Below are 12,663 nucleotides of genomic sequence, written 5' to 3'. Positions count from 1 at the left end.
AAGACCGATCATGTAATCGATTCAGAACCGATGTAAGCGCTTTCGCTGTGGCGCCGCCCACGCCCGTCGCCGGTGGCGTGCACCACCTGTGTGACCTGCGTGTTGCGCATGGCGAACGGCCCGCGGCAGGGGCCCGCGGCAGGGGCCCGCGACGGTCCCCGGCGACCGGGTGACGAGACCCGGTCGACCCCGCTCCGAAGCGTTACGCTGATCTCGCCGCTTCGAGTAGGGGACGCTGCAGCCGGGTACCCGCGCCCGCCGGGTCGAGCAGCACCGCTCTCGCCCGTTCCGAGCCTCCAGGGGGAGCCCGATGAACGACACCGCCCAGAACGTCCTCCTGCTCGTCATATCGATCGGGCTGACGTTCCTGGTCGCGCGCCTGCTGGTGCGGGCGGGAGAGCCGTTCCTCCAGGAGGTGTTCCAGGACACCAAGGTGAGCCACTCGGTCAACATGCTGCTGTCGGTGCTGTTCATCCTGGTCACCGGCGGCGTGCTGCTGATCACCTCCACCGTCGACGTCGACACCGGCGACCTGTTCACCACGCTGGTGCTCAAGCTCGGCGTCGTGCTGGTGATCCTGGGCATCGCCTACGGCATCTCGCTGCTGGTGCTCATCCGGGTCCGCGAGCGCAGGCGCGCCGACCAGATCTCCGAGCAGGTCTCCGAGCGCCTGGCCGACCGCGGCGTCACCGCCGCCCCGCAGGCGAGCCCGCTGACGATCAAGAGCGCGCCGCCGCTCCCGCCGACCGCGCCCCCGGCCCAGCCGGCCGCCGCCGCGCAGCCGGCCGCGACCCCGCCGCCGTCCCCGGCACCGACCGCGGCGCCCGCTGCCGCGGCGCCCGCTGCCGCACCCACCGCGGCACCCACCGCGGCACCGACGGCGGCCACCCCCACGGCGACGGCGCCCGCCAACCCGGCCCCGCCCGCCCAGCCCTGAGCGCTGGCGCCCCGCTCAGCGGAAGGCGCCCGCCATCGGTCGGGCCACCATGGGCGGGCCGGCGATCACCGGTACCGGCACCGGCAGCCGGTGCACGGTGACGTTCCAGTAGCGGAAGTCCGGGTCGGCGTCGCGCCAGGCGTCGGCCAACCGGGTCGCGGCGTCGGCGGTCACCCGCCGGCGCGGCCGCGGGCGCATCCGGCAGCGCTCGCGGACCTCCCGGTCCAGCGCGTGCCAGGCGTCCGACGCCGTCGTGTGCACGCTGAGCATCGGTCCGCTGTCGTCGCCGACCAGCAGCGTGTACGCGCTCACCACCTCGTAGGGCACGGGTCCCGACCCCCTTCGCCGCCAACTCACGCCGGCCTTCGTTCCCGCACGATCGGTCCGCGACGACGCCGGCGCGTTCGGACAGTCAACGCGATCACGCCGGTCGGGTGACGCACCGGCGCGCCGCCGTGCGCCGAGTGGCACGGTGTGCGCGCACAGTCGCCGCGTCGGATCGCTCCGCGGTCGGTCGGTCCCCACGAACGGTGACCGCCGGGGGATCAGGACGGCGCCGGGGCCGGCGCGGTGGCCAGGAAATCGACGACCTCGTCGACGACGACGTCGAGGTGGGTCTCCAGCAGGAAGTGCCCGCCGCCTGCGACGAGCCGGATCCGCGCGTCGGGCAGGTCGCGGGCGAAGGCCAGGGCCCCGGCCGGCAGGAAGATCTCGTCGCCCGCGCCCCAGACGGCCAGCAGCGGCACCCGGCTGGTCCGGAAGTACTCGTGCACGGCGGGGTAGAGCGGCGGGTTGGTGGCGTAGTCGCGCATCAGGCGCACCTGGACCCGGTCGTTGCCGGGGCGGCTCACGCCGGCGTGGTCGAGGGTCCAGGTGTCCGGGTCGACCAGGTCGGGCTCGGCCACGCCGTGCAGGTACTGCCAGCGGATGGCGTCCAGGGCGAGCGCGCCGCGCACCCCGGCCTCGGTCGACGGGCCGGGCGCGGCCCAGAACTCCCGGATCGGCGCCCAGAAGCCGGGGTCGAAGCCGTCCTCGTAGGCGTTGCCGCTCTGGGTGATGATCGCCCGCACCGCCCCGGGGTGGCGCAGCGCGAGCCGCCACCCGACCGGTGCGCCGTAGTCCTGCACGTAGAGCGCGTAGCGGTCGACGCCGAGGGCGCCCAGGAGCTCCCCGGTGACCTCGGCGAGGGCGTCGAAGGTGTAGTCGAACTCCTCGACGTCCGGGGCGTCGGAGTGGCCGAAGCCGAGCATGTCCGGGGCGATCACGCGGTAGCGCCGCGCCAGCGCCGGGATCAGCCCGCGGAACATCCGCGAGCTGGTGGGGAACCCGTGCAGCAGCACGACGGCGGGGGCGGCCGGGTCGCCCGCCTCCCGGTAGAAGACGCGGTGCCCGCGGACGGTGGCGGTGCGGTGGTGGACCGGAACCATGACTAACCCCTTCGACGGCTTGATGTGGTTACACAGTCGCAACCGGACTGCTAACCTGTCAAGCACGTCGAACGGGTTAGAGGGGGCGGGCGGCGCGGACCCGGGGGGCGACGTGCCGAACCACCGGCGGCGCTCAGCGCCCCAGCGACACCGAGGACATGTTCAGGTCGGGCACCCGGATCGGCGGCATGGCGGTGCGGGTGAACCAGTCCTTCCACTCCCTGGGCAGCGTGCGCTCGGTCGCCCCGACCTCCGGCGCGCGGCGCAGGACGTCGAGCGGCGAGTGGTTGAACCGGAAGTTGTGGTCGACCTCGCCGACCACCTCGCCGCCCTCGACCAGGTACACGCCGTCGCGGGTGAGCCCGGTGAGCAGCAGCGTGGCCGGGTCGACCGCCCGGATGTACCAGAGGCAGGTCAGCAGCAGGCCGCGCCCGGTGCCGGCGACCATCTCCGCCGTGCTGGCCGTCGATCCCCCGGTGAGCAGCAGGTTGTCGCCCGCGGGGGTGAACGCCGTGCCGAACTCGGCGGCCTCGGCCCGCGAGTAGGCCAGCTCGCCGATCACCCCGTCCTTGACCCACTCCACCCGGCGGGTCGGCGCGCCGTTGTCGAACACGCTGATCCCCTCGCCCGAGCGGGAGGCGGTCAGGAACGGCTCGTACTCCAGGCCGGGCGCGGCCGGGTCGCAGGCCATCGTCAGCGGGAGGTCGGTGAGCCGCTCGCCGGTGCGCGGGCCGTCCGGACCGGCCAGCGCGCTGCGCCCCTCGTGCGCCGGGCGGCCGTCCATCGACCAGGCCAGGTAGATCATCAGGTCGGCGACGGCCGAGGGCGGCAGCACCGTCTCGTACCGGCCCGGCGCCAGGGTCAGCTTGCGCCGGCCCCACTCCAGGCGCCGCGCCGCCTCCGCGGCCAGCCCGATCACGTCGACGTCGGTGAAGTCGGCGGTGGAGGCGCCGGTCCAGGCCGACCCGGACAGGTCCGGCGTCTTGGCGTTCAGCTCGATGGACCCGGTCGGCTGCACCCAGCGCCTGCGCAGGCCGGTCGAGGTGCCCAGCCAGGTGGTGGTCAGCTCGTGGCTGGCGAAGCCGTACTGGCGCTGCGGCCCGGCCAGCACCTCGGCCAGCCCGGCGGCCAGCGGCCCGAACACCCCGATCGAGGTCTCCGCGCCCGCCTCCGCCCAGCCCGGGTCGTCGCCGGTCGGCTCGGGCAGCGGGAGGGCGTCCTCGGCGGGGCCCGCGTCGCGCGCCGTCGCCTCGGCCGCCGCCACCAGCTCCTCCAGCTGGGCGACGGCGGTGACCGCGGCACTGGAGCTGGCCACCCCGGCCGCGACGCCGCCGTCCACCGCCACGAACGCGATCACCGTGACCCGGCCGGACGTGGTGTGCCCGTTGGTCGTCATCGTCGAGTTCGCCCAGCGCAGCACGGCCTCGCTGGTCTCGCGCACGAGCACCGCGCACCCGTGCAACCGGGTGCCCGCGGCCAGCGCGCGCTCGACGACGTCCTGGGCCCGCCAGCGCTGGGCCGCCCCGCTCGATGCCGCGATCGCCGCCTCGGTCACTGCCCCTCCTCCTGGGTGTTCAGCACGGAGATCCCGCGGAAGCGGGCAGCCGGGCAGCCGTGGCTGACCGGGGCCTCCTGGCCCGGCTGGGCCTTGCCGCAGTTCATGGCCCCGCCCAGGCGCCACGTCGACGGGCCGCCCACCGCGTCCATCGCGCCCCAGAAGTCGGTGGTGGTGGCCTGGTAGGCGACGTCGCGCAGCTGGCCGGCCAGCCGGCCGCCCTCGATGCGGAAGAACCGCTGCCCGGTGAACTGGAAGTTGTAGCGCTGCATGTCGATCGACCACGACTTGTCGCCGACGACGTAGATGCCGCGCTCGACGCCGGCGATCAGCTCGTCGGTGCCGGTGTCGCGGGCCGGGTCGGGGCGCAGCGAGACGTTCGCCATCCGCTGCAGCGGCACGTGGTGGGGGGAGTCGGCGAAGGCGCAGCCGTTGCTGCGCTCCAGGCCGAGCCGGGGCGCGAACGTGCGGTCGAGCTGGTAGCCGACGAGCACGCCGTCGCGCACGAGGTCCCATTCGGTGGTCGCCACGCCGTCGTCGTCGTAGCCGATGGTGGACAGGCCGTGCGGGACGGTCCGGTCGCCGGTGACGTGCATGTGCTCGGAGCCGTAGCGCAGCGTGCCGAGCTGGTCGGGGGTGGCGAAGCTGGTGCCGGCGTAGGCGGCCTCGTAGCCGATCGCCCGGTCGTACTCGGTGGCGTGGCCGATCGACTCGTGGATGGTCAGCCACAGGTTGGTCGGGTCGATCACCAGGTCGTAGGGCCCGGCGGCCACGCTGGGCGCCTTGGCCTTCTCGGCCAGCAGCTCGGGGATCTCGCGCAGCTCGGCGTCCCAGTCCCAGCCCTCGCCGGTCAGGTACTCCCAGCCGCGCCCGACCGGCGGGGCCAGCGAGGCCATCGACTCGAACCCGCCCGCCGCCCGGTCGACGGCGGTCGCGGTGATCGCCGGGGCGACCCGCACCCGCTGCTGGACGGTCGAGGTGCCCGCCATGTCGGCGTAGAACTTGCACTCCCTGACCTGGGCCACCCCGGCGTGCACGTGGTCGACGCCGTCGCTGGCCAGCAGCCGCTGGGACCGCTCGACCAGCAGCTCCACCTTCTCCCGGGTCGGCACGAGCAGCGGGTCGACGTCGTAGTCCGACACCCACACCGCGTCGACGTGCACGGGCTCGTCGGCCCGTTCCACCCGCTCGACGGCCACCGGGGCCAGCGTCCGGGCCACCTCGACGGCCCGCGCGGCCGTCGCCGCGGCCCGCCGCGGGGTCAGCTCGACGTGCGAGGCGAACCCCCACACCCCGTCCACGACGACCCGCACGGCCAGCCCGACCGTCGTGGAGTCGCCGATGCCGGTGACCCGCCCGTCGCGCAGGTCGATCGACTGGTTGACGATCCGCTCGACGCGCAGGTCGGCGTGCGAGGCGCCGAGCTCGCGGGCCCGCCCGAGCGCGGCGTCGGCCAGCGCGGCGAGCGGTAGGGCGCGGAACTGCGGATCGATCCGGTCGGCCGGATCGGCGACGGGGGCCATGCCCGCAACGTAACCCGCGGCGCCGGGTTCGCCGTGGATCACTGCGCGGCGTGCCGACCCGCCGCCGGTCCGGCCGGACCCCGGCCTCGGCGACCGGCGCCGCGGCGTCGAGCGTGACCGGGCGGCGGTCGGTTCGGCACGGTGAGGATGCGGTTCGTCACGCCCAGTGGCACCGGGCCGGTCGCTCGGGCCGAGCAGCGCCGTGGAGCCCTCGTTCGACCGCTCGTCGCCGCAACCGACGCGCTCAGATCTTCTCCGAATCGTTCTCGGAACCCGACGCAACCTCAATCCGGGCCGGGCGTCTCCCCATCGTGACGACCTTCCCGCCCTCGGTGGTTCGGGCGCTCCCGAACCCGCACCGGCCCGCCGCGGCCGCGTGCCCCCGGGCCGCCGGCGCGCGGGATGTTCTCGATCATCTGCGGCACGGGACCGGTTCCGGTCCGGTGCCGCGGAGCCCCCAGGAGGACGTGTGAGCACCCTTACGCCCGACCGCCCGGCCCTCTCCACGCAGGCGCTGGCCGCGCCGCCGCACGTGGAGACCCGACCGCGGCAGTACCCGCAACCGACGCGCACCCCGTTCCCGACGGTGTCGGTGGTGGTCCCGGTGCGCAACGAGGCGCGCAACCTGGAGATCGTGCTGCCGGCCATCGCCGCGGTGCGCCCGGCCGTGCACGAGATCATCGTCGTGGACGGCAACTCCACCGACGGCTCGCTGGAGGCGGCCCGCCGCGTGCTGCCCTGGGTCCGCACGATCACCCAGACCCGCAAGGGCAAGGGCAACGCCATGGCCTGCGGGTTCGCCGCCGCCACCGGCGACGTCATCGTGATGTTCGACGCCGACGGCTCGGCCGACCCGGCCGAGATCCCGGCGTTCGTCTCGGCGCTGGTCGCCGGGGCCGACTTCGCCAAGGGCAGCCGGTTCACCACCGGCGGCGGCAGCGACGACATCACCCTGCTGCGCCGCGGCGGCAACGCCGGGCTCAACGGGGTGGCCAACGCGCTGTTCGGCACGTCGTACACCGACCTGTGCTACGGCTACAACGCCTTCTGGGCCGACCTGCTGCCGATCCTCGACCTGCCCGCCATCGACGCGGCGGCCCCCGCCGACGGCATGCTCTGGGGCGACGGGTTCGAGATCGAGACCGTGCTCAACTGCCGCGTCGCCGCGGCGGGGCTGCGCATCACCGAGGTGCCGTCCATCGAGCGGCTGCGGGTCTTCGGCGACTCCAACCTGCGCACCTTCGCGGACGGCACGCGGGTCCTGCGTACGCTGCTGGCCGAGCACCGGCGGGCCGACCGCCGGTCGTCCGTCCGCCGCTCCCGCTGAGCCCACCGCCGAGCACCGGGACCGAGCAGCCGACCCGGAGGAGAACCCCGTGACCACCGCCCCCGCCGTCACGGCGAGCGTCGTGATCTGCGTCTACACCGAGAAGCGGTGGAACGACATCGTCGACGCGGTCGCCTCGGTCCAGGACCAGACCGTCACCCCGCCGCACCGGCTGATCGAGACGCTCGTCGTCGTCGACCACAACGAGGCGCTGCTGGAGCGGGCCAGGGCGCGGTTCACCGACCCGGGCGTGCGGGTGCTGCCCAACGCCAACAAGCAGGGCCTGTCCGGGGCGCGCAACACGGCGGTCGCCGAGACCACCGGAGACATCGTGGTCTTCCTCGACGACGACGCGTCGGCCCGGCCCGGCTGGCTGGACGCCCTGCTGGCCCCCTACGCCGACCCGACCGTCGCGGGCGTCGGCGGTGTCGCGCACCCGCGCTGGCCGACCAACCGCCCGCGCGTGCTGCCCGGCGAGGCCCCCTACGACCCGGACGCCACCGGCGAGCTGGACTGGATCGTCGGCTGCACCTACACCGGCCAGCCGCGCAAGCAGGCCGAGGTGCGCAACGTCATGGGCTGCAACATGTCGTTCCGCCGGGAGGTGTTCGACCGGGTCGGCGGGTTCGCCGAGGACATCGGCCGGATCGGCAAGAACCCGCTGGGCTGCGAGGAGACCGAGCTCTGCATCCGGGCCCACCAGGCCTACCGCCGGGCCGGGGAGAAGATCCGCATCCTGTTCGAGCCGGCCGCGGTGGTCGACCACCGGGTCAGCTCCGACCGCGTCGAGTGGTCCTACCTGCGCAGGCGCAGCTGGTCGGAGGGCCTGTCCAAGGCCGCCGTGTCGAAGATGGTCGGCGCGGGCGACGGGCTGTCCACCGAGCGCAGCTACGTGGCGAAGGTGCTCCCGTCGGCGGTGCTGCGCGAGCTGAAGGAGGGCCGGGTGTCCTCGGCCGCCGCGGTGGTCACCGCGCTCGCCTTCACCAGCGCGGGCTACGTGCGCGGCAAGCTGCCCGGCGCCACCGCGGGCGTGCGGATGCCCGGCGACCCGCAGGCCGGCCTCGGCCCCCTCACACCGCCGCCCGCCTCGGGCACCGGCCAGAACATCGCCGCCCAGTCACCGACCGCGGCGAACCCGTCCGCCGAGCCGGTTCGCGTCCCGCAGCCCGACCAGGTCGCGCCCAGCCCGAACACCGGTGCCTGAGAGCCGCCCGCCGCTCGACGACCCCCAGGACCCCGCCGCCCGGCCGCCCCGGGCCGTCACCAGCTTCGTCCACCACCGGGCCCGGCTGACCGAGGGCCAGCAGCGGGCCTGGGACCGCTGGTGGCCCGTGCGCGGGCACGAGGTGGCCGACCTGGTGTCGGGCGCCCGGCCCTACGACCCGGCGGCGTGGTTCGGCCGCTCCGCCCCGCTGGTCATGGAGATCGGCTCCGGGATGGGGGAGTCGACCGCGGCGATGGCCGCCGCCGAGCCCGGCACCGACCACCTGGCGGTGGAGGTGTTCGAGCCGGGCATCGCCCAGCTGCTGATGCGGGTGGCCGAGGCGGGGCTGACCAACCTCGTCGTGCTGCGCGGCGACGCGGTGGTGCTGCTGCGCGAGCGCGTGCCGAGCGGCTCGCTCGACGGTGTGCGGATCTTCTTCCCGGATCCGTGGCCCAAGCGGCGCCACCGCAAGCGCCGGCTCGTGCAGCCCGATCTCGTGGCCGTGCTGGCCGACCGGATCCGCCCGGGCGGCACCCTGCACCTGGCCACCGACTGGGCCGACTACGCCGTCCAGATGCTCGACGTGTGCGGCGCCGAGCCCCGGTTGCGCCCCGCCACCGCCGACGGCTGGCTGCCGCGCCCGTCCTGGCGCCCGGTGACCAAGTTCGAGGCGCGGGCCCGCGTCGAGGGCCGCGAGGTGCGTGACCTGCTCTACTACAAGGAGTAACGATACATCGCCTGAATAGCGCATCTCGCGATGCGACGTTCTTTCGTCACCCTGGGTAGGAAGGACTCCTCCCGGTGATCACCGGGGGCCGGCGGACGAAAGGCAGAGGTACGGGTGACGATCGTCGTACGGGACTCCGAGGTCCCCGCTCCCCGCGACTGCCACTCCCACTCCACCGACAGCGGTCCAGCGCCCGGCCGCCCGGTCGACCCGGCCGAGGCCGAGGAGTTCCTCACCCAGTTGCACGCCGAGACCGGCCGCCCCGTGCGCAGGCGGCTGCACGAGGTCCTCACCGAGATCGACCGCACGGGCACCTACACCCACACGCCCGAGGAGCTCGTCTTCGGCGCCAGGGTGGCCTGGCGCAACGCGGCCCGCTGCATCGGCAGGCTGTACTGGAACAGCCTGCGCGTCCGCGACCTCAGGCACGTGCGCGATCCCGCCGACGTGGCCGCGGAGTGCGTCACCCACCTTCGCGAGGCGGGCCGGGGCGGGCGGATCCGCTCCACCCTGACGGTGTTCGCCCCCAGCACGCCGGACGCCAGTGGTCCGCGCATCCACAACGAGCAACTCATCCGCTACGCGGGCCACCGGCTGGCGGACGGCGGGGTGCGCGGCGACGCGCGCAACGCCGCCCTCACCGACCGCGCCGTGGGGCTGGGGTGGCGGCGCCCCGACCCGCCCGGCCGCTTCGACGTGCTGCCGCTGCTCGTCTCGGTCGACGGCGGTGTGCCGGAGCTGTTCGAGCTGCCCGACGACGCCGTGCTGGAGGTCGAGCTGACCCACCCCGAGCTCGACTGGTTCGCCGACCTGGCGCTGCGCTGGCACGCCGTACCGGCGATCAGCGCCATGCCACTGGTCGTGGGCGGGGTGACCTACCCGGCCGCGCCGTTCAACGGCTGGTACATGGCCACCGAGATCGGCGCCCGCAACCTGGTCGACCCCGACCGCTACGACCTGCTCCCGGCCGTCGCCGCCGGGATGGGGCTGGACACCGGTTCCCCCCGCACGCTCTGGCGCGACCGCGCGGCGCTGGAGGTGCTGCGGGCCGTCCAGCACTCGTTCGACGCCGCCGGGGTCACCATCACCGACCACCACACCGAGTCCGAGCGCTTCCTGGTGCACGTGGACAAGGAGGAGCGCGCGGGACGGTCCTGCCCCGCGGACTGGAGCTGGATCGTGCCGCCGGTCTCGGGCGGCCTCACCCCGGTCTTCCACCGCTACTACGACGTCCCGCAGCCCGGGACCCGGCCCGCCTACCTCACGCGCGAGGGTGAGTGAACGCGCAGCACGTCGCATCAACTCTCACGTAGTCGCCGTTCGACTCACGAGACAGACCGCTTGTCGCGCAACAGCGGCCGATCGGCGTAGAATACTGGGCTGAAACGTCGAGCGTGCCGGTGTGACGACCAGTCGGCCCGCGACGCACGTCACTCCCGGGATGAGCTTTGACCGCAGGGAACCGACCGTTCGACCAACCCAGATGTATGGCGGGCCCGCCGGCTTGTAGCGTCCTCCCCGGGACACCGACGCAGGAGGGACCAGCCGGCGATGGCCACCGACAAGCAGTCCGACGGCTTGGCTAAGACCCTGACACAGCTGTTCGAGCTCTTCCCCAACCCCGCCACCAAGCGCCCGTACACGTTCGAGGAGGCGGCCGACCAGATCAACAAGCGGGCCGCAGAGCTCCCCGACGACGAGCGCAAGACGCGCACCATCTCCAGCACCTACATCTGGCAGCTCACCCGGGGCAAGCGCAACAACCCGACCGTGGGCCACCTCAACTCGCTGGCCGACCTGTTCAACATCAGCCTCAGCCAGCTGATCGACGCCATCGGCCCGGCCGACAACGCGCAGGCCCGCGAGGACCTCCAGGTGATCGCGGCCATGCGGTCCGCGGGCGTCCTGGAGATCATGCACCGCGTGCGCGGCATGCCGGAGGATTCCCGGCGCACGCTGCTGGCCGTGCTGGAGCACGCCCAGCTCAGCGGTCCGAGCGACTCGCCGGCCACCCGGAGCTGACCCGTCGCGGTCCCCTTTCCGCCGGGGTGAAGGACCCGGCTACGCGGTGCGCAGCTGGCGACGGCAGTCGTCGGGGAAGCACTCGGCGAGGAACTCGTCGATGAGCGGGTCGCGCCAGGCGCGCGCCACCGCGACCAGGAAATCGGCTTCCTCGGACAGCGATCCCGGCGGCTCGGGTACGCGTTCCGGGAAGTGCGCCGCACCCGGGCCCGGCGGGCGGGCGCCGCGGGCCCTCGCCTCGATCGCGTAGCGCAGCCAGCAGGCCTCGGCCAGCACGGCCACCGCCTGCTCGCCGAGGGAGCCGCGCCGCGAGCGCGCGAAGCCGTCCGCGCACTCCATCGCGAACCCGCCCTCGACCACCCCGAACAGGGTCCAGGACGCGTCGCGGATGGCGATGACCCTGCGGTAGAGCTGCCCGGCCGGCTTGCGCACCGCCCACCGGTGCTCGACCGTCGTCACCCCCCACTCCGGCACCGCCGCCCCCAGCTCGCGGGCGAGCCCGTCGAGCCGGCGCAGCGCGAGGTGGGCCCCGACCCAGCCGCGGATCGCCTGCACCACCGCCAGCACGCGCCCGGCGAGCACACCCGCCGCGATGACGGCCAGGCCCGTCGGCGCCAGCGGGGCGCCCGCCGCGCCGAGCCGCTCGACGCCGGGCAGCCCGACCGCGGCCACCACCAGCTGGGCCGCCATGGTGGCCCCGGCGAAGGCCACCAGGACCAGGCCGGCGAACGTGCAGGCCACGGCGACCCGCCCGCGCAGGCGGTCGAGGCCGGGCCCGAAGGCGCGCAGCACCGGCAGCAGCACCGCCGCCGCGGCGACCGGACCGGCCGCGGTGACCGCCCACAGCCCGAGGACCGCGGGGTCGTGGACGTGCTCGGGGAACTGGGCGTGCGTCGGGGGAGCGCCGGGCAGCCCGGACACCGCGAACAGGGCGCACTGCAGGACGCCGATCGGCACGCCGATCACGGCCGCGGACACCCGCGGCCGCAGTGGTGTCGGCGAGACCTGCCGGGCCATGCCGAACGCGGCCGCGGCGGCCAGTGTCACGTAGAGGCACTGCGCGAGCGTGGCGGGGCCGGCCAACCCGGCCGGGCCGAGCAGGTCCTCCACCTCGTCCAGCTCCAGCAGCAGCACCACGGCGCAGCTGCAGAGCGCGGTGGCCAGTGCGCGCTGCGACGGCGAGCCCCAGACCAGGCGGGGCAGCCCGGCGGCGAGCAGCAGCGCGGCGGCGACGACCGTCGGCCACATCACCGCTCGGCCCGCCGGGGTTCCGGTCCGTCCGACGTCATCAGGTGTCCCGGCCGGTCAGGCGTAGGCGTCGGCGAGGCGGGCCGCCCCGCGGCTGAGCGCGGAGTGCGCGGCCCAGGTGCGCGGGGCCGTCTCGTGCCAGCTGCCGAGCAGGATGGCCGCGGCCGCGTCGGCCTCGTCCTCGCAGTGCTCGGAGTAGCCGGCCTCGGCGATGCCGAGCCAGGCCCGGCGCCGGTCGGTGGGGGGGCCCGCCACCGCCAGCGGCGCGACGGAGCCGTGCCCGAGCAGGAGGTGCGCCAACTCGTGGACGGCGTTGTGCGTGCGGTGCAGGCGGCTGCGGGACTGGGCGTAGTAGACGTGGTCCCGGTCGGCCATGGTCAGGCAGTAGCCGCAGACGGTGGCCGCACCGGACCGCACCGAAATGGGGGTGAGCACGATTTCACGCCCACCACGCAATTGCACCAGTTCGCCCAGAAACCTCTCGAGATCAAAGGGTGACCGGGCCCGCACACCCAGGCCGGCCAGTGTCTGAGCGCTCCGGTCGAGGAGATCGGGCCAGGAGGGGGGCGTCGGGCGGGCGCGCTGCGCCAGTATCCGCCGAGTACTCCGGGCGAATGCGCCCGGTCCGCCCCGTGTGATCATCTTGCCCTCCGGAAACGTTGATCACGCCGTTGTTCCCGCGGCCACCCCCGC

General features: G+C 74.5%; 12 protein-coding genes. 6 read left to right on the top strand and 6 right to left on the bottom strand.

Annotated elements, in window-relative coordinates; genetic code table 11:
* Positions 1 to 310: 310 nt before the first annotated feature.
* A complete protein-coding gene (locus KDL28_RS17860; RefSeq protein ID WP_252440032.1) occupies positions 311 to 937 on the top strand; it encodes a hypothetical protein in 627 nt (208 codons plus the stop codon).
* Positions 938 to 952: 15 nt separating this feature from the next.
* Here the strand turns inward: KDL28_RS17860 and KDL28_RS17855 are convergent, their stop codons facing one another.
* From KDL28_RS17855 to KDL28_RS17840, 4 genes are all read right to left on the bottom strand, one after another.
* A complete protein-coding gene (locus KDL28_RS17855; protein WP_252440030.1) occupies positions 953 to 1,264 on the bottom strand; it encodes a hypothetical protein in 312 nt (103 codons plus the stop codon).
* Between the two features lie 218 nt (positions 1,265 to 1,482).
* Positions 1,483 to 2,364 (bottom strand): alpha/beta fold hydrolase, encoded by an 882-nt coding sequence (locus KDL28_RS17850; protein ID WP_252440028.1) that lies wholly within the window; start codon positions 2,362 to 2,364, stop codon positions 1,483 to 1,485.
* A 133-nt stretch (positions 2,365 to 2,497) separates the two neighbouring features.
* Positions 2,498 to 3,919 (bottom strand): metallopeptidase TldD-related protein, encoded by a 1,422-nt coding sequence (locus KDL28_RS17845; protein ID WP_252440026.1) that lies wholly within the window; start codon positions 3,917 to 3,919, stop codon positions 2,498 to 2,500.
* Complete coding sequence (locus tag KDL28_RS17840; RefSeq protein ID WP_252440024.1) at positions 3,916 to 5,442, bottom strand: TldD/PmbA family protein; 1,527 nt, start codon at positions 5,440 to 5,442, stop codon at positions 3,916 to 3,918. The genes KDL28_RS17845 and KDL28_RS17840 overlap by 4 nt, the downstream gene beginning before the upstream one ends.
* A gap of 469 nt (positions 5,443 to 5,911) precedes the next feature.
* Here KDL28_RS17840 and KDL28_RS17835 point away from each other — a divergent pair, with 469 nt between their 5' ends.
* The 5 genes from KDL28_RS17835 (at position 5,912) to KDL28_RS17815 (ending at position 10,722) form a co-directional block, all read left to right on the top strand.
* The gene (locus KDL28_RS17835; protein WP_252440022.1) at positions 5,912 to 6,769 is read left to right on the top strand and encodes a glycosyltransferase family 2 protein; all 858 of its coding nucleotides are present in this window, start codon (positions 5,912 to 5,914) and stop codon (positions 6,767 to 6,769) included.
* A gap of 49 nt (positions 6,770 to 6,818) precedes the next feature.
* Positions 6,819 to 7,973 carry a glycosyltransferase family 2 protein gene (locus tag KDL28_RS17830; RefSeq protein ID WP_252440020.1) on the top strand — a complete coding sequence of 385 codons (1,155 nt, stop codon included), beginning with the start codon at positions 6,819 to 6,821 and terminating at the stop codon, positions 7,971 to 7,973.
* Complete coding sequence (trmB, locus tag KDL28_RS17825; protein WP_252440018.1) at positions 7,966 to 8,700, top strand: tRNA (guanosine(46)-N7)-methyltransferase TrmB; 735 nt, start codon at positions 7,966 to 7,968, stop codon at positions 8,698 to 8,700. The genes KDL28_RS17830 and trmB overlap by 8 nt, the downstream gene beginning before the upstream one ends.
* Before the next feature lie 120 nt (positions 8,701 to 8,820).
* Positions 8,821 to 9,981: a nitric oxide synthase oxygenase gene (locus tag KDL28_RS17820; protein ID WP_372497006.1), complete on the top strand. Its 1,161-nt coding sequence runs from the start codon at positions 8,821 to 8,823 to the stop codon at positions 9,979 to 9,981.
* A gap of 270 nt (positions 9,982 to 10,251) precedes the next feature.
* Positions 10,252 to 10,722 carry a hypothetical protein gene (locus KDL28_RS17815; protein WP_252440016.1) on the top strand — a complete coding sequence of 157 codons (471 nt, stop codon included), beginning with the start codon at positions 10,252 to 10,254 and terminating at the stop codon, positions 10,720 to 10,722.
* 39 nt (positions 10,723 to 10,761) lie between these two features.
* On the opposite strand, the gene KDL28_RS17810 is transcribed toward KDL28_RS17815, so the two are convergent.
* The gene (locus KDL28_RS17810; RefSeq protein WP_252440014.1) at positions 10,762 to 11,970 is read right to left on the bottom strand and encodes a DUF6545 domain-containing protein; all 1,209 of its coding nucleotides are present in this window, start codon (positions 11,968 to 11,970) and stop codon (positions 10,762 to 10,764) included.
* A gap of 57 nt (positions 11,971 to 12,027) precedes the next feature.
* Positions 12,028 to 12,405 (bottom strand): hypothetical protein, encoded by a 378-nt coding sequence (locus tag KDL28_RS17805; RefSeq protein ID WP_252440012.1) that lies wholly within the window; start codon positions 12,403 to 12,405, stop codon positions 12,028 to 12,030.
* Positions 12,406 to 12,663: the final 258 nt, after the last annotated feature.

The organism is Pseudonocardia humida (genome assembly GCF_023898865.1).
Classification (GTDB): domain Bacteria; phylum Actinomycetota; class Actinomycetes; order Mycobacteriales; family Pseudonocardiaceae; genus Pseudonocardia; species Pseudonocardia humida.
This window is presented reverse-complemented; position numbering and strand designations above follow the sequence as displayed.